Origin of the sequence: Acidithiobacillus sp. IBUN Pt1247-S3, from assembly GCF_041146875.1 — a bacterium.
GTDB lineage: Bacteria > Pseudomonadota > Gammaproteobacteria > Acidithiobacillales > Acidithiobacillaceae > Igneacidithiobacillus.
Window position 1 is genome coordinate 1 of sequence record NZ_JBFRXP010000020.1, and the last position, 16,677, is coordinate 16,677.

Sequence of the window (16,677 nt, forward strand, 5' to 3'; positions counted from 1 at the left end):
CACTGGTATGACCTGGAAGTGCAGACTCACAGCCACCGCTGGCAGCTTGCCGGCCATGTGGAAACCGGCGAGGAAAGCTGGTCCGATCCCGCCAATACGAAGCCGGTTTTGGTGCTGTAAATTTATGTTGTTGTACTGTGGTGAGAGATGGGCATGGCCTCATTTTTGGCTACTGGATCTCTCCCTGTCTGCAACACTCCATTGCGTTGCATTTTACGAATCTCTAATAAGCGAAAATAGCACTTTATCGATGACTATTGCCCGTTGTTAACTAACCACAACAGCCACTGGTGACTGTCTCATCAGAGCCCCGCTCAGGGTGCAAGACGGGATTCATGGTCGCCTCCGGCTGTTTCATTGTGAACCATCAGCAGATAAAGAGGGAGAAAATATGGACCACCATCCACAGCAAGTAGTAGGGAAAATAAGTAGGCGGGCGACGTGGACAGCAGTCTTGTCGGCCTTATCTTTGTTGTCTGCTGCCCACGCTATGGCGGCCGATGGTGCACCAGTGGCCGCTGTTGCCGCAGATACACAGAGCACCGCAGCGGTTACCGATATTGGCGGTGTCAAAAAAATTGCCCCACCGGAGAAGGCGGTTACGTCCGTGAGCAAAAAGACCGTCGATCATGCCTCTCCAGCACAGAACTTCCAGTCGGTTTTGAAACATGTGCCGGGCATGAACGTGATTTCCCAGGGGCCAGGTAATCTGTCGGCGACAGACAATGAGTTTACCTATCAAGGATTTACCAGTAGTCAGATGGCTTCCAATTTTGATGGTGTCCCCATCATCAATACATTCCGTGGTGGCGCCGGCGGAACCGGCGATGATCACGCCTATACTCCCCTGACGATGGGCCAGATCTCCACGGTCAAGGTCTACAGTGGCGCCAACCAGCCGTCCCAGAATGGAATCAACTCGTTGGGCGGTACGATTTCCTATGAGCCAGCTCTACCCACGCCCGATTTTTATGTGGATCTGAATTCCTCTGGTGGAAAATATGGTTATCGTGGCGGAAACTATACATCGGGCTTTGCGGTGAACTCGGGTGCGTTGCCAGGTACCGGTACAGAAATGTTGTTTAAGTATTCCTATACGCACGCGCCCAGTTTTTTGAACAATATCTACGCGGACATCAACTCTTACTATGCGGCCATTGTCCAGCCATACAATCATGGGCTATCGCAGATCAAACTTATCGCGGTTTATAATAACGAGCAGGCGCGCCAACCGTCGTTGGTGCCACTGGCGTTGATTGACAAATACGGGCGTTCCTATCAGGCGCCCCTGGATGTCGCCTATAGTGCAACCCATACCCATGCGCTGAATGTGATCCTATCCTGGAAGAGCCTGCTAAACGAATACATGATGGCCAAAACCAAAGTCTTCATTCAGCAGCAGTCTGCAAACCGTACATCTTTTACTAGCGCCGCATATTACGACCCTAAGCACTATGGCTACGCGATCTATGATGGGTATCCGGTAGGAACAAGCCTAGAACCTTGGGCCTCCCCGCCATCCACTAACAACAGTTACGATCCTGCCGCGTTGTTTGGTTCTGGCGTGAACGGTACTCAATATCACAATTATATTGATGATATTCAGAGCGTGGGATTTTTGCCATCTGTTTCCTTCTTTGTTCCACATAACACGGTAGAATTAGGCGCCATGGTGGACTATAGCCAGGACCACAGTGCCGAGTATTGGTATGGAAGCAGCCCCGTGCCGAATATCGATGGCTATAACAACGCCTGGAATGAGCATGATACCAGAAACTACAACTATGTTTATCTTCAGGACAATATCGATTTGTTGGATGGAAAACTGCACGTGTATCCAGGCGTGAAATACAACATTGTCACTACTGGTTGTGATGATGTGGCTGGGTACTACTACACCTATGGCGGGCATGTGGGAAATACCTACAATTTCTGGGAACCATCTTTAGGTTTTTCCTATACACCTATACACGATGTAAATCTGTTTTTCAGCGTGGGAAAAACTAATAAGGTACCGAACATCAGCGCCTACTATTCGGCTATTGGCACAACGCCAACGCCAGCGGCAATTAGTGTGAAGCCGGAAGGTGATATCAGCTATGATTTTGGTGCCCGCTATTCGAGTGCTGTGTTCTCTGGGAGTCTGTCCTTTTTTCGCAGAAACTTCAGCAATATATTCAGCGAATATTATAATTCTGCGACTGGGCAGACGTTTGAGTACAACAATGGCTCTGCGCTTTACCAAGGCGTGACTCTGGGGTTGGAGGTTCCTGTTGTAGACCATGTTGGTTTGTTCGGAACCTACAACTACACCAGTGCGAAATATGCCACTCTATCTGTTGGTACCAATGGCACTTCTTATCCTGGCGAATATCGACCCTATGTCCCGACTTATACCGCCACTGCAGGTGTGCGGTATCAGAATGGTGGGCTGTACGCTGCATTGACAGGACATTTCGTGGGTAGGCAATATATGGCCACCAACAAGGGGCAGACCATCGGTTTGACACTTCCGGCTTACGATACGTTGGATTTTTCCGCCTCATATGAAATGCCGGTGCATTGGGAAATGATTGAGTCGGTAAAATTGGGTCTGTATGCCGACAATATTCTCAATAACAATTACTTGGTATATGCCGAGCAAATGCTCGCGCCGTACTCCTACTTGCAAGGCCAGGCTGGTGCGCCAGTGTTTGTTGGTGGAAATGTGCAGGTGCGCTTTGATTGACTCTTGACCGGTTACATCGCCGTCGCGAGGTGCGCCGCAGGGCGCCCTCGTTTTCTTTTGGAGGGTACAATGTTTTGGGCAATACGAAAGACTGGTAGATTTTTCGTTGGCTTGGTGAGCCTTTGTATTTTCTTCACAGGTCCGGCCTGCGCGCGCGCGACATCAAGTTTGGCCTTTCCAATACCGGCACGGCTGCACTCTGCTGTGGTAGTCGGGGTTATGTTGCCCGCCAGTCCGGACACGTACGAGCAGTACACATCGCGCATGCAACACCGTGAACGGTATCGGGTGGGGGCTTTTACCTACGATGTCGGAGACATCGACGGTGTAGCGGTGGTTCTTTCTTCCCCGCCTCCCATTGGCAGTTTCAGTATGACGGCCATTGATACCTATTTGATGGAACAGGTATTTCATCCCCGGATTCTGATCGATCCTGGCACGGCCGGTTCGCATCTACCCCTGTTGTCAATGGGTGATGTAGTAATCGGCGCCAGGGTCGTTAATTTTAGCAACTACATGTCGCGGGCGGACGGGACCATCGTGCCAGGGCAGTTCACGGCGCTCGTCAGCGACCATGAAGGCTATGCCGATGGGAATCCAAACCCAGAATATCTTTACTCTGATCCACAACTGGTCCACATGGCGTATTCTGCGGCCCAAGAGGTCGCAAAATACACGCCAGCCCTCATTCTTCATGGAAAAGTGGGACGCAAGCCATGGATCATGGAATATGGCACGCAAGGTTCTGGTGCGGCTTGGCTGCGAAACGTGCGGGCAATCAAAGAGAGCACGACAATTTTCCACGAGGTAGACGAAGCGGGGAACTATCCCATCGCCTTGGTATCCACTATAAACCGCACGCCCTTTGTGGAGATCCACACCATATCGGATGCTGCAATCAATGTCCCAACCAAGATGGACAAGTATTTTCATCAGTGTTCTGTCTATGCGCAGGACAGGTCCAATCGAATTGCTCTGGCGATGATAGCTCAACTGGCAGCGAAGACCTATGACAATACCCTTGCGTTTTTCGGTGGAAACCGAGATCCCTACCCGCCCGGATCTTTCTCGGCATCTGCCGTGGCACCCAATTATGTTCAGGATTGGACTCGGGCTAACGGTATTCATCGCTAATGGGATTCTGTCTATTGAATTTTGTTGTGTTTCCGCAATAAAATGCGCGTACGGTGTGCGATGGATGATCCGCGGCCTGTGTGTTTCAAAAGCGGGATCAGTGCGGATGCCGTTGTTTTATTTTGATTTTTTGCTCGTTATTCCACCCGAAATGAGGAGACCGTTATGAGCAAGCTGACCACCACGTTGAAAGTTGCTGCCCTGATCCTGCCTTTGGGTCTGGCTGGCTGTGCCACCAGTTCCGACCTGGCCAAGGTTGCTGCTAAGGCTGATGCCGCGCAGTCTACCGCCAACGAGGCGCTCGCCAAGGCCAATGGCGCGCAGAACACCGCCAATGATGCCCTGAGCAAGGCCAATGCCGCGCAGAGCACTGCCGACCAGGCGATGAGCACCGCCAATGCCGCCAACCAGAAGGCTGAAGAGGCCAATGAGAAGGTGGAGCGGATGTTCAAGAAGGCGATGATGAAGTAAGTTTTGCCACACCGGTAAAACGAGAAGCCCCGCTCTTGCGGGGCTTTTTTTATCTACTTTCTCGATCTGCGGGGGTGTATTGGTCACGAATTGCTATCAGCGTTGGCACCCCATCGGCTTGGTGGAAAACCAGCAGAGCCTTTTCCCAGGATATGGAAATGCCATCAGGAACCTGCCCTTGCAGCCAGTGGCGAAAGGCCCCTTCTTGATCCGCCCCACCTTGCTTGTCCTGCAGTGGCGGAAATACCTGTAAATAATAAGAGCCGTCCCGCTGCCCCCAAAGCCAGGGTTGGTTGACGACGTGTACGCTGGTGCCGGGTGTGACCTGTTCAAACAACGTTTCGATGTCGCGCGGCAGTAGTCGAATACACCCATGGCTGACGCGCATACCGACGCCATAAGGCTTGTTGGTTCCATGGATCAAATACCCCGGCCAGGCAAGGCGGAGCGCGTATTGCCCTAGAGGATTATCGGGGCCAGCGGGCACGACGGCCGGCAGCGGATCGCCATTCTCTGCGTGCTCTACGCGAATGCTAGCGGGTGGCGTCCAGCTCGGGTTGCGTATTCTTGCAGCGATTTTTGTGGTGCCAATTGGCGTGTTCCACCCTTCTCGGCCAATGCCGATGGGAAATGTCTCTACCGTTTTCCCACCTGCAGGATAATAGAATAGACGCATGGCGGGTAGGTCGATGACGATACCCTGATGGGGCGCGACCGGTAGGATGTATTCGCTGGGGAGCAGGATTTGTGTTCCCGCCCCAGGAAGCCAAGCGTCTACTTGGGGGTTGGCTGCGCGCAAGGCGTCATAACCAATATCGTGATCGCGCGCGATATCGACTAAGGTGTCGTCGTGGCTTGCGCTCAGGTAACGAATTTCCCCTACCACATTGTCGTTGTCATCCGCTAGCGGATAGGTGGCAGCCGCCGCTACGCCGCTGAAACAGGAAAGAAAAAATAGCAGAAGCGCTGGGCGCATAGGAAAATCTCTTAGCGATAACCGTATCAGGAGTTTGCCAGAGCTCATTCGCAGGTCAACCTTACTCGCCATCTTCTCGATAAAACAGGTCGAAAACCGCACTGAATCGTGTGAGCTCCGATCCCGTTGCTCCCACAGAGACTTCTGCCTGCGCAAAACTTCCCAAAATCGGACAGTGAGGGAAGTGCTCCCGCCACAATGTGAGGTCGTTTTCTGCTTGCGGAAAGAACTCCGGAGCCCGAGCGCCAGAGCAGCTGATCCAGGCAAAACAGGGCGTGCCCCACTCGTTTCGGGCACGCTCCAGAACAGTGCGCGTGTCGCGCAAAGCTGTTTCTGGATTGCGCCAGGCGATAAAGGCCTGGGTGTTGGCGCGCAGTGGGCGTTCCAGCCAGAGTCCACTCCGGTTGGCGTCGGTAGCCACGATATGCAAATAACGGGTATGAGAGTCCTTATCGCGCTCGCCAAGCAATAGCCGGTCTAGCGGTAGCCGTGGTGCCTCCCGCAGCGCAAAGGGAATATTGCGCGCCAAAAGAGGAAGAGCGGAATAGCGTTCCAATTGCAGGAGTAAGGCGCCTTCCTGGCGAACATAGGGGAAGAGTGGGGTCAGGGGGCTGATGCCGGAGGATACGAATTGTCGATGTCGTAGCGGCCCGAGAAAGGTGCTGCGCAGCATTGCCTGTTGCTCGCGGTATTGCCAAAACCACGCATGTTTGTTGCTGATGAGGCCGCAGTCTGCGCGCGCCTCTGCGCTCAGTTCGCCGTCTACTAATTGCTGTGGCCCAGCCCAGAGCAACGTATTAGCGCCTCGGCCAGCCAATCCAAGCGGTGGGGAAAACAGCAAGACGGCACAGGCGGCTTGCCCCACTGTGCTGCCTTGGTCGCTGATCACTCCAGGGAAGGAGGCGGCACGGATTTGTAGACAGCGTAAGCGCCCGGCAAGCTGCTGTAAGGCAGCATGCGGGAGCGGCAGGTGGCTGGGGCTGAAAGCAATGAGCGCGCCGCTGATCGGTCTGGCCATCCTGCCCAAGGCCATTTCCACCGCTTCGTTGAGGAGAGACTCTGGCCCCCGATTGCCTATCGCAAAGCCGGATTGAACGGCGTCCTCAGCCAAGATTTTTGTCGGGCCAGGTACAACAGCTTTGTAGTGGGCAGGCGCGACACTGCGGTTTACGTGCCGTGCAGGTGTAGCGACCGTGCAGGATCAAGAGATGATGGGCGTCGAGTAGGTATTCTGGTGGTACGACCTGCAACAGCTTGTCTTCGACCGCACGGGGGGTTTTGCCTGAAGCAATGCCGATCCGATTGGCGACGCGGAAAATGTGCGTATCGACAGCGATCGTAGGCTCGGCAAAGATCGTGTTGAGGATGACGTTGGCGGTTTTGCGCCCAACTCCCGGCAAGGACTCCAATGCCTGTCGGTCTCGCGGCACCTCGCCATGATATTCGTGCAGCACGATCCCGGCCAAGGCATGTACATTGCGCGCCTTGGTATTGAAGAGACCGAGATGACGGATGAATTCACGGATTTTCTCTTCTCCCAGATCCCACAAGCCTTGTGCATCTGGCGCGGCGGTGAAGAGGTTGGCGGTGCAGAGGTTGACCGTTTTATCCGTACTCTGCGCCGACAACACTACAGCAACCAGGAGCTGAAAGGGAGAGGCATAGTGCAACTCCGTGCGCGGCTCCGGAATTGCGGCCCGCAGGGCGGCAAAACAATGTGCTATCGACTCCTGGTCCATCACAGATCCCGCGCTTGCTGCGGGATGCTATCTATCAGACGTGCCGGTAACGGCCGATTTCTGGTGCCTCGGGACGGGGATGTTCAGCACCGACAGCGTCCGTTGCCTTTACCCACTCGTGGTGTTCGTGCTCTAACGCGTGCATGGCATCGTGATCCATCTTCGGGAAAATGGCGCCCTTGATGAACTCGCCGAGATCCAATAGCCGGGTGGCAACGGCATAGCCATGGAGATGGAAGTCGTGGTCAGCGTGAGTGCCAAAATGGAAATGTTCGCCGGTAAAGAGCACACCTTTGCTAGCTTTCAGATCTGTATCACTGAGAACGTAGTTCTTCGTCCATTCGTACCACTGTTCAAAATATTTCTCCTGCGCTTCCAAACTCCAGTCATGCGCCTCAAAGAAGGCATAAACGGAAACGCGGTTGGCTTTACCAGAGAACGGAAAATGACCTGCCATGGACTGCTCCTATGTGCGGAAAAACTGGGTGATTATAGACTGCTTCCCGCTTTTGCGGATAGTTAGGGATTTTTTAGAGGGAATAATGATCTCCAATGACCGGGCAGTGGTACGCTAGATCACGCTCACGCAGAATCTTGGCGATGCCCTCGCGGCCGTTGTCCTCACCATGAACCAAAAAGGTATGCGCAGGACGCTGCTTGGCACCGTACCAGCGGAGCAATTCGTCGTGGTCGGCATGGGCCGAGAAACCACCGATGGTGTGTACCTTGGCGCGCACCTGGATTTCCTCACCAAAGATATGTACGGTCTTGGCGCCGTCGATGATGCGCCGTGCCAATGTCCCCTGCGCCGCATAGCCGACGAAGATGACGCTACTGTCCGCGCGCCAGAGATTATGTTTGAGATGATGGGTAACGCGGCCGCCGCTCGCCATGCCCGAGCCTGCCATGATTACTGCGCCGCCGTGAATTTGGTTGATCTGCATCGATTCCGCCGTTTCGCGGGTGAAGTGCAGATTGGGCAGGGCAAAAGGGTCAATCCCATGATGGAAAATCTGGCCGGTACTTTCGTTGAAGCACTCGGGGTGGCGTCGAAAGATCTCCGTAGCGGAGATGGCCATAGGAGAATCCAGAAATACTGGGAGCTGTTTGGGTAGTTCGCCCGCCTCAATCATCTCGCGCAGAAAATAGAGTAGATCCTGGGCACGTTCGAGGGCGAAGGTCGGGATGATGGCGTTACCGCCGCGCTGCATGGTGTCGAGGATGGCGTCACGCAACTCACCGATGGAGGGCTGCATGGCCTTGTGCAAGCGATCGCCATAGGTACATTCCATCACCAAAACATCTACTTCGGGCGCTGGACTGGGGCTACGGATAATGGGTTTGCCGGCGTTGCCCAAGTCGCCAGAAAATACGAAACGCTGGCGTTTGTCACCTTCTGTAGCGTCGATGTACACCCAGGCCGAGCCGAGGATGTGGCCGGCATCACCAAAGCGCACGCTGATGTCTGGGCAGAGCTTGATGACTTCGTCATAGTTGGCAAGACGACCGAAGCGATCCATGGCATCGAGTACGTCCTGTACCTCATACAGTGGCTCCTGTAGCTCATCTCCATGACGTGAAAAGCGGCGATTGGCGCGTTTCGCCTCTTCGACGGCGAGCCCGGCAGAGTCGAGCATTACCAATCGCGCCAGATCACGGGTTGCCGCCGTGCAAAGAATTTCGCCGCGGAAGCCACGCTTTACGAGCAGGGGGATGCGCCCACAATGATCCAAATGCGCGTGGGTGAGCAATAGGTAATCGATGTCTTTGGGATCAAAACCAAAATCAGCGGCATTTTCTTTGGCGATGTCTCCCTCACCCTGAAAAATACCGCAATCCACTAAAATCTGTTGTTCACCAATTTGCAGGTGATGGCAAGAACCGGTAACACCGCCGGCGGCGCCGTGAAAGGAAATTTCCATGATGAGTTCTCCTCGTTGTTATCGTCTTTTCTTGATCATGCGCCGGGCCGCAGTTGTCTGTAAAGTGCTACATACTCCCGCGCTGCATGTTGCCAACCGTAGTCGCCTCGCATGCCTCGGCGTTGCAATTCTCGCCAGTGTTCTCGGTGTTGAAAATGGCGCAAGGCCCGCTGGATGGCATCGCGCAAACCCTCGATGTCTGCTGGAGCAAAGACAAAGCCATTGCCCGCACGCGCATCCTCATCGATGTCGCGTACCGTATCGGCAAGCCCTCCAGTCGCGTGAACGATGGGCGGACTGCCATAGCGCAAGCTGAACATCTGATTCAGCCCACAAGGTTCGAAGCGCGAGGGCATGAGGAAGGCATCAATGCCCGCTTCGATACGGTGCGCGAGTCCCTCATCAAATCCGATATGCACTGCCACCTGTCCGGGATGTTCAGTTGCCAACTGTCGAGCCCGATTTTGATAGTCCGCCTCGCCACTGCCGAGCAGGACCAACTGAATACGTTCGTGCAGAAGTTCTGGAGCAAGCTGCAGTATGAGGTCGGTGCCTTTTTGCTCGACGAAACGGCTAATGACACCAAGGAGCAACACCTCGGGATCGGGATAGAGCCCTAGCTGGCTTTGCAGGGCACTTTTGCAGCGCGCCTTGCCGGCGAGATTGTCGGTGTCATAGTGGGCGACCAAATAGGGGTCGGCCGTAGGATTCCAACGGGTGTCATCAATCCCATTGAGGATGCCGGTTAGGTCCCCGCTGCGTGCTTGCAAGAGGCCGGCGAGTCCCATACCAAAGGTCTCCGTCTGGATCTCCTGGGCGTAGCGCGGACTGACGGTACTCAAGGCGTCGGCGTAGATCAGTCCCGCTTTCAGGAAAGAAAAACTGCCATAGAGTTCCGTACCCGCCGGGTGAAAGTCTTCCGTTGGCAGGTGCAAGGCACTAAGTAGCGACGGCAAAAAGCGCCCTTGGTAGGCCAGATTGTGGATGCTGAGCAGGGTTGCCGGGCGTGGCGCGCCAATACGACTTTCCAAGGCCAGGAGATAAGGTGCCAAGGCTGCCTGCCAATCGTGCGCGTGCAGTAGGTCCATGCGCCCCGGCAAAAAGGGGATACGACCTTGGGCAAGTTCCACGCCCATGCGATTGAGATAGGCGTAGCGCTCAGCGTTGTCTGGCCAATCCTGTCCATAGAGATCTTGGTAAATGCCGCCGCGCTCGTAGTAGCCAGGTTCGCGCAAAAACAGCGTGTTCGGCTCCGCAGGCAAACACCAGATCTCTCCCTGGTGCTCGGTATAGGGAGGGGTGAAGCTGCCTAAGTAGCGTAGGTGTGGTATTTCTGGTTTGCCATAGTAGGGCTGTAATACCCAAGTTTCGATCCCCTCGGCCCGCAGTTGTCCGGGAAGGGCACCGATTACGTCACCGAGCCCCCCAGTTTTGGCGTAGGGGGCCATCTCCGAGGCAAGAAAGAGAACACGCACACTGCACTCCTCAACCAGTAAAAACTGTGGTGAAAATAACACTACCAGCTATCGGCGCCAATTTTGAAAGTTCTCCCGGCCTGCCGTAGTATGCCGGAAGCTAAATTTCAAAACCGGAGAAGACGAAAATGGAAGTCTGTGAGCGCTTCAAGGAATTTCGCGACCGCAACCGTTGCGTGGTGTATTTCCCCAACACCCACAACGAAGAAGAGCCTGAGGCCTACAGTAGCTTTCTTGCCATGATGCGGGTACAGATGGGGATCATGATTCTTGCTCCCGACCGCGAAGAGCGCTTCGAGCCGGTCTACCGCGATGCCCTCAAATACCATCTACAAACCATTCGCCATAGTCGCTTGTTCACCAGTTACGTGCCGATCAAAACGCGGGTGTACTTTGTCGAGACGATTGCCATGCGCGATGCCTTTTACGCCTGTGCCGATTTCTGTGTGCCTGGTGGCACCTTAAATGGGGGTGCAGTGGACTTGGAGAGCCCTATTCGTGCTGGCTGTCCACTTCTCCTCGGACCCCAAATGCCGGACAGCGCTGAGCGACGCGGCCTACTCGAGGCCGGCGGCGCTCGCTATGCGGCAACAAATGAAGAGATTGTTGAGCAGGCGCGGGATTGGCTCAAAGACCCCACCAGCGCAACAGAGACCGCGGCCAAGGCACAGGCTTGGTGGCGTGGCCAAGGGCGGAGTTTGTAACGGTTAGTGTGTGGGATTGCTGTCTACGCGAAAGGGATACAACGACTCGTAGAAATTATCCATTGCCGCGCCCTGCGTGTCGTATCCGGTAACCTGGATGCGGCCATCGACAATTGCCAGATACACATGGCAAGCCCGCGCGCTTTTGTTCGCCGGCACCTTGCCTAATATGAACGCCGCTCCCGCTGCCCCGCAGGCGGGTGGAACTGCTGCGTTGTTCCATTCGCTGAGAAAGGCTTGGCTCCAGCGCTGCGCATTGCTGCCCACCCACAGGGCACGGTGGTTTTCCCAAGCCGATAGGATGTCCTGGCGACTGCTCGGGTTGGTATCCAGATCCAGTTGGCGCTGATGCAGGAAATCAATGGAGTTCAGCGCGATACTGAGGTTGTTGCGCACGCTGTCTTGCTTCTGGATGACTTGCCAGCTAAGGATGATTGCAAAAATTCCGTACAGGCCAATCGCCGCAAAAAGGAAGATGGCGAAACGCCGCCGTGCGGCTTGGTTAGGAGTCATCAGGAAGAACGCCGGGAGTCGGCCTGTTTGGCGGCTTTCTGTGCGGCGCGGCGCTCCGCCAGGGTGCCAATTTCGTAATGAATCATTAAGCGGTTTTCCTTGGCAAAATGGAGGATCTCCTTGTACGCCTCGGGACGCAACTGCTCCAGGGCCTCGTCCATGATGATCGCGGCATTGCCGTTGATGGTGGCCGGCTCGATCATCGGTAGGTAGTGAATCTTGTGGTCACTGCCAAAGTGCGCAAGGCCTACCCCTTCGATGAGCATCTCTGCCCAAGCCGAGGGGCGGAACTTGCCGCCCTTGTCATTGACACCCTCAATGATGATCATTACGCCCCCTTTCTCTTCAGCGCGGCATAGCATAACCCAAGAGGCGCCGGAGCGAAAAACCTGGGGGCGAGATCACCGCCGGATCACTCCACAATTTTTTCTTGCACCATTTGACACATCCCGCTTTCATACAGATATTTTGCAAATCCCCGGCCGATTTCTGGATGATGCAAGGCAAAATTTACAGTGGCTTCGAGGTACCCCAGTTTGTCTCCGCAGTCGAAGCGCTGTCCCTGAAAGCGATAGGCCAAGACCTGACGCTCGCTTAGCAACTTGGCAATGGCATCAGTGAGCTGGATCTCGCCTCCCGCACCGGTTGCGGTATTTTCGAGAAAGTGAAAGATACGCGCTGGTAAGATGTAACGACCAACGACGCCAAGATTGGATGGTGCTTCCTCCGGCTTGGGTTTTTCCACGATACGGCTGACCTGATAGATTTGTTCGTCCCAAGCACGCGCTTCGACAACGCCATAGCGCGTACTATGCTCATAGGGGATTTCCTCCACTCCCAGTATGCCAGCCTGATAACGATGGTACTGATCTACCATCTGTGCCAACACAGGTTCTTTAGCCAACATAAGATCATCAGCTAATAGCACTGCGAATGGTTCATCGCCCACCACAGGCTGTGCCATCGAGACGGCGTGACCGAGCCCCAGGGGGTAAGGTTGGCGCAGATGAATGATGCTGACGTTGCTCGGGACGATCGCTCGCACTTGCTCGAGCAAGGCGTGTTTTCCCTTTTTTTCCAGCTCCACCTCAAGTTCATAGGAAACATCGAAGTGATCGGCAATGGCGCGTTTACCCCGCCCGGTGATGAAAATCATCTGGTCACAACCCGCAGCGATTGCCTCCTCGACGGCGTATTGAATGAGAGGTTTGTCGACTACAGGTAGCATTTCCTTGGGGCTGGCCTTGGTGGCTGGCAAAAATCTGGTGCCGAGACCAGCTACGGGAAAGACTGCTTTGCGTACACGATCCATGTTACCTCCGCTGGGATGATGAAAACATTAACTTTGTTCCGGATTTTCCGTTTGCAGGGCCTTGTCGCGTGCCGCTCGTCCACTACCTACTCCGCCTGCCATGGCAAAGCGCAGTGCTTGCTGCGGGCTTAGATCTGGCAGTGGGATGATCTTGCTGCGCGGCACTACGCAGGTAAATCCGCCCACGCCGTAACTCATGGGGATGAATACTGCTACACAATCCTCGTCGGCAATCGTGGGTAGCTCCGCCAGATGATCGCGGGTAATCAGCCCCACCAGATAACCCATATCGCCGCCCTGCCGCAGCAAAACCGCGCTACGGAAACCGCGTTCTTTGCCACCAAAAAGGAGTTCTACGGTTTCTTGAATGGTGCTGTAGATACTGTGTAATACCGGGATTCGTTCGAGCAACATATTGATGCGTTCGAAGATCCAGGCGGTAAGTACGTGGGATGCCAAGAAGCCCACGGCAAAGATGCAGAGCAAGGTGAGGATAATGCCTAATCCGGGGATATCCATGCCGAAGATGGCCTGGATAGGCGCGGCAAAGATACTGTCCACCCAGCCACCCACCATGAGGACGACATAGATGGTCAAGCCAATCGGCAGGGAAATGAGCAGGCCCTGGATGAACCAACGGCGCGGGTGCCAGCGCCGCTGCAGGGTCACCTTGGGGTTCGGCATTGGCAGCATAGTGTTATGAAGGCCTCAATTAGCAACTCGCAGACAAGTATACCCGCGACTGCAACAGTTTATCACCCGCAGTTGGCGTGTCATGCCTCTGCCGCATCTTTGAAGTCCTCCGGTCGTAATTGATGTTTGCGCATCAACTTATAGAGGTCAGTGCGGTGTCGTCCGGCAATGCGCGCGGCTCTCGATATGTTGCCGTCGGTACTACATAACAAGCGTTGCAAATAGTCGCGCTCAAATTCGGCCTTGGCTTCCTGTAATTGAGTGAAGGCGGGTGTTGCTGCTCCGCGCCCCGAATCAGGGATGGCGCCGTTCGGAATCCAGGTTTCGTTACTCAGGGCCACGGCTTGCACAACGACATTTTCCAATTCACGAACGTTACCAGGCCAGGGGCGTTGGAGGAGCTTGTCCATTGCCTCGGAAGCAAAGCCATGTATCTCTCTGCCGAGGCGCGTGGCCTCGCGATCAAGGAAATGCTGCGCGAGTAGCAAAATGTCTTCGGGGCGCTCGGCTAAGTTGGGGACGCGCAAGGGAATGACGTGCAAACGATAATAGAGATCCTCACGAAAGCCACCGCCGCTAAGTAGTGCATGAATATCCTGGTGAGTGGCACTAATAACGCGCAGGTCCACAGGGTATTCCTCCCGTCCACCGACGGGCCGTACCCGTCCCTCTTGCAATACCCGGAGCAATTTGACCTGCAAGGGAAGGGGGAGATCGGCTACCTCATCGAGAAACAGCGTCCCACCGTGTGCGCTGCGAATTAATCCGGGATGGTCGGAGCTAGCGCCGGTAAAGGATCCTTTCACGTGGCCAAAGAGTTCGCTCTCGGCGACATCGGCAGCAATTGCCCCACAATTGATGGCCAGAAATGGCCCACTCTTGCGTGGGCTGGCGCCATGGATGGCGCGTGCAACCCGCTCTTTGCCAACGCCGCTTTCGCCAGAGAGGAATACGCTCGCCTGGGTAGCGGCCACGCGCGCAACGTCTTCCATGAGTTCCGTCATCGCTCGGCTGCGATAGAGGAGGGAACGATTTGCCTGTTGGCGTATGGCCTCGCGCAAATGTCGGCTTTCCTGTTTGCTCTGCCATTGCTCTAGGGAAGACTGGATGAGCTCTTGCAATTCCTCATAGCGAAATGGCTTGGCCAGGTAGCCAAAAGCATTGGCACGCATGGCGGCCACGGCGTTGGGGATACTACCGTGTGCCGTAAGTAATAGTACGGGAAGGTCTGGGTCTTGCTCTTGCACACGCTCGAGGAGCTCCATACCGTCGATCTCCGGCATGCGTAGGTCGCTGATCAGTAGATCGGGCAATTTCTTGCCTAGCTGTTCGAGTAACGCTGCTGGGTGGTCGAAGGTAACGACTTGATGTCCCTCGCTTTCTAGCCATAAGCCCAGTACACGCAAAAAATCCGGATCATCATCGACCACATAGATCGTTGCCAGGTAAGGCTCTTCCTTCATTTGGCTTTCTCCTGCAGGCTCTTTTTAGCCTCGGACTGTAACAAAGAATTTAGCTGTGTGAGTTTGGCCTTTTGTGCAGCATTTTCTGCGGCTAGCTTCTCCATCTGCTCAGCAAGTACAGGCGTGTCAACGCGCTGGTGTGCGCTTGGGTAATCTGAATGTGCGGCAAGTTGTAACCAGGAAGCACTTAGGTTGCGCCATCCTTGGACTTGTTTCACCAGGTCTGAATTTTGCGCTGCCATTTGTAGCTCCGAATGTGCCGCCGCGACATTCGATCGGCTGAGTGGTTGCTGGCGGAGGTAGTTCTGGGCCAGTGCGAGATGAATTTGTGCACACGCTAGCGAATTTGCCGCGCCACAGTTGCCGAGGGCATGGAGCAACGCTCTTTCACTATTGGCTGGAATAGGCGCCGACGTGGTCGATAGAGGTAGTTGCTGTGCGCAAGCACTCAGCAACAGAGATAAACCAACAGAAAAAAGAGCGACATAATGCTTCCTGATTAGCACGATGATTCCGCTGCGCGTAGCCAGCGCTCTGGCCGGGGTCCTGTGTTGATGGCTGCACGAAGCAAGCTCATAGGTAATGTTGCCAGGTTAAAACGGCGGTTGAAGCGGTAAGTCATGGTGGAGAGATAACGTTGCGCATATTTCCGAAACTTAAAGGCATGGTAAGCACCGGAAAGGCCGGTTTTGAGATTGCCCAGCACGGTATTGACCCATCCGAACTGGGGCAAATCCCGGGGTTTGCGGCCACCAGCGACGACCACCGCATGGGAACGCCCCGCATCGGCTATCCCGTTGAAGCAAGGGAGACCATCGGTCAGGACCTGACAGCCCGTATCGAATGTGCTGCGTGCCCAGCCTTCTATGGCGGTACTGGTAAATTCCTTGATTGCGGTAAATCGCGCGTAGACGGGATGACCCTTTGCATCGACCGAGACCGCGGCGACAAAGGGCACTTTGTTCTCGGAGCCCCGTCCAGGCTTGCCACCGGGATTTTCTCCTCCCAGATAGGCATCATCGGCTTGTACCGCGCCTTGGAGCGTGTAGAGCGCTTCCCGCTCCAGCATGGACTGCATGAGTTTGTGATGGATGCGCCAGGCCGTGGGATAGCTGACGCCCAATTGGCGCTTCAGCGCCAGTGCGGACAGCCCCGTTTTGGCCTGGCTGATCAGATAAAGTGCCAGAAACCAAGTCGTCAGGGGCAAGCGGGTACCTTGAAAGAGGGTTCCGGCAATCAGGGAAGTCTGGTGACGACAATGGCTGCACTGAAACGTCTTGCGCGAACCGCCTTTCAGAACAGAATGCTGGGTACCGCCGCACTGGGGGCAATGAAATCCGTCCGGCCAGCGGGCCATTTCCAGTGCCGCAGCGCACGGCTCCTCCGTACCAAAGCGCTGTATGAATTCGGGGAGAGACAACCCTTTCTGAAACTGCACACGATTCATCGCCATGGGACACCTCTATGCCATAATAATCAACGCATTATACCACAACGGCGCACCGAACCGAAAATGCAGCGGAATCATCGTGCTAATCAGGTAATGC

The 16,677-nt window shown here is 54.9% G+C and carries 17 protein-coding genes; 4 read left to right on the plus strand and 13 right to left on the minus strand.

Going from position 1 to position 16,677, the window contains the following annotated elements:
- Nucleotides 1–391 precede the first annotated feature (391 nt).
- The 3 genes from AB4090_RS12320 (at nucleotide 392) to AB4090_RS12330 (ending at nucleotide 4,333) form a co-directional block, all read left to right on the plus strand.
- Nucleotides 392–2,728 (plus strand): TonB-dependent receptor, encoded by a 2,337-nt coding sequence (locus AB4090_RS12320; protein ID WP_369574182.1) that lies wholly within the window; start codon nucleotides 392–394, stop codon nucleotides 2,726–2,728.
- 219 nt (nucleotides 2,729–2,947) lie between these two features.
- Nucleotides 2,948–3,862, plus strand: a complete 915-nt coding sequence (locus AB4090_RS12325) for a hypothetical protein (RefSeq protein WP_369574183.1) — start codon at nucleotides 2,948–2,950, stop codon at nucleotides 3,860–3,862.
- 165 nt (nucleotides 3,863–4,027) lie between these two features.
- On the plus strand, nucleotides 4,028–4,333 hold the full coding sequence (locus AB4090_RS12330) for an Lpp/OprI family alanine-zipper lipoprotein (RefSeq protein ID WP_369574184.1): 306 nt from the start codon (nucleotides 4,028–4,030) through the stop codon (nucleotides 4,331–4,333).
- 49 nt (nucleotides 4,334–4,382) lie between these two features.
- Here AB4090_RS12330 and AB4090_RS12335 read toward each other — a convergent pair whose 3' ends face one another.
- The 6 genes from AB4090_RS12335 to glgA all read right to left on the minus strand — a co-directional run bounded on the left by AB4090_RS12335 (nucleotide 4,383) and on the right by glgA (nucleotide 10,445).
- Nucleotides 4,383–5,309 (minus strand): L,D-transpeptidase family protein, encoded by a 927-nt coding sequence (locus tag AB4090_RS12335; RefSeq protein ID WP_369574185.1) that lies wholly within the window; start codon nucleotides 5,307–5,309, stop codon nucleotides 4,383–4,385.
- A gap of 61 nt (nucleotides 5,310–5,370) precedes the next feature.
- Nucleotides 5,371–6,420: a hypothetical protein gene (locus AB4090_RS12340; RefSeq protein WP_369574186.1), complete on the minus strand. Its 1,050-nt coding sequence runs from the start codon at nucleotides 6,418–6,420 to the stop codon at nucleotides 5,371–5,373.
- Entirely contained in the window at nucleotides 6,413–7,048 is a 636-nt protein-coding gene (gene nth, locus AB4090_RS12345) for an endonuclease III (protein ID WP_369574187.1), read from the minus strand. Before nth ends, AB4090_RS12340 begins: the two co-directional genes overlap by 8 nt.
- A gap of 34 nt (nucleotides 7,049–7,082) precedes the next feature.
- Nucleotides 7,083–7,505, minus strand: a complete 423-nt coding sequence (locus AB4090_RS12350) for a hypothetical protein (protein ID WP_369574188.1) — start codon at nucleotides 7,503–7,505, stop codon at nucleotides 7,083–7,085.
- A gap of 73 nt (nucleotides 7,506–7,578) precedes the next feature.
- Nucleotides 7,579–8,970: an MBL fold metallo-hydrolase gene (locus tag AB4090_RS12355; protein WP_369574189.1), complete on the minus strand. Its 1,392-nt coding sequence runs from the start codon at nucleotides 8,968–8,970 to the stop codon at nucleotides 7,579–7,581.
- Nucleotides 8,971–9,005: 35 nt separating this feature from the next.
- The gene (gene glgA / locus AB4090_RS12360; RefSeq protein ID WP_369574190.1) at nucleotides 9,006–10,445 is read right to left on the minus strand and encodes a glycogen synthase GlgA; all 1,440 of its coding nucleotides are present in this window, start codon (nucleotides 10,443–10,445) and stop codon (nucleotides 9,006–9,008) included.
- A gap of 128 nt (nucleotides 10,446–10,573) precedes the next feature.
- On the opposite strand from glgA, the gene AB4090_RS12365 reads away from it, so the two are divergent.
- Entirely contained in the window at nucleotides 10,574–11,149 is a 576-nt protein-coding gene (locus AB4090_RS12365; protein WP_369574191.1) for a 3-deoxy-D-manno-octulosonic acid transferase, read from the plus strand.
- 3 nt (nucleotides 11,150–11,152) lie between these two features.
- Here the strand turns inward: AB4090_RS12365 and AB4090_RS12370 are convergent, their stop codons facing one another.
- From AB4090_RS12370 to AB4090_RS12400, 7 genes are all read right to left on the minus strand, one after another.
- Nucleotides 11,153–11,662 (minus strand): hypothetical protein, encoded by a 510-nt coding sequence (locus AB4090_RS12370; RefSeq protein WP_369574192.1) that lies wholly within the window; start codon nucleotides 11,660–11,662, stop codon nucleotides 11,153–11,155.
- A complete protein-coding gene (locus AB4090_RS12375; protein WP_369574193.1) occupies nucleotides 11,662–11,991 on the minus strand; it encodes a DUF3579 domain-containing protein in 330 nt (109 codons plus the stop codon). Before AB4090_RS12375 ends, AB4090_RS12370 begins: the two co-directional genes overlap by 1 nt.
- Nucleotides 11,992–12,074: 83 nt before the next feature.
- Nucleotides 12,075–12,974, minus strand: a complete 900-nt coding sequence (galU, locus tag AB4090_RS12380; protein WP_369574194.1) for a UTP--glucose-1-phosphate uridylyltransferase GalU — start codon at nucleotides 12,972–12,974, stop codon at nucleotides 12,075–12,077.
- A gap of 27 nt (nucleotides 12,975–13,001) precedes the next feature.
- The gene (locus tag AB4090_RS12385; RefSeq protein ID WP_369574195.1) at nucleotides 13,002–13,658 is read right to left on the minus strand and encodes a DUF502 domain-containing protein; all 657 of its coding nucleotides are present in this window, start codon (nucleotides 13,656–13,658) and stop codon (nucleotides 13,002–13,004) included.
- Nucleotides 13,659–13,747: 89 nt separating this feature from the next.
- A complete protein-coding gene (locus tag AB4090_RS12390) occupies nucleotides 13,748–15,130 on the minus strand; it encodes a sigma-54-dependent transcriptional regulator (RefSeq protein WP_369574196.1) in 1,383 nt (460 codons plus the stop codon).
- The gene (locus tag AB4090_RS12395) at nucleotides 15,127–15,372 is read right to left on the minus strand and encodes a hypothetical protein (RefSeq protein ID WP_369574197.1); all 246 of its coding nucleotides are present in this window, start codon (nucleotides 15,370–15,372) and stop codon (nucleotides 15,127–15,129) included. The genes AB4090_RS12390 and AB4090_RS12395 overlap by 4 nt, the downstream gene beginning before the upstream one ends.
- A gap of 257 nt (nucleotides 15,373–15,629) precedes the next feature.
- Nucleotides 15,630–16,583: an IS1595 family transposase gene (locus AB4090_RS12400; protein WP_369574198.1), complete on the minus strand. Its 954-nt coding sequence runs from the start codon at nucleotides 16,581–16,583 to the stop codon at nucleotides 15,630–15,632.
- Between the last annotated feature and the right edge of the window lie 94 nt (nucleotides 16,584–16,677).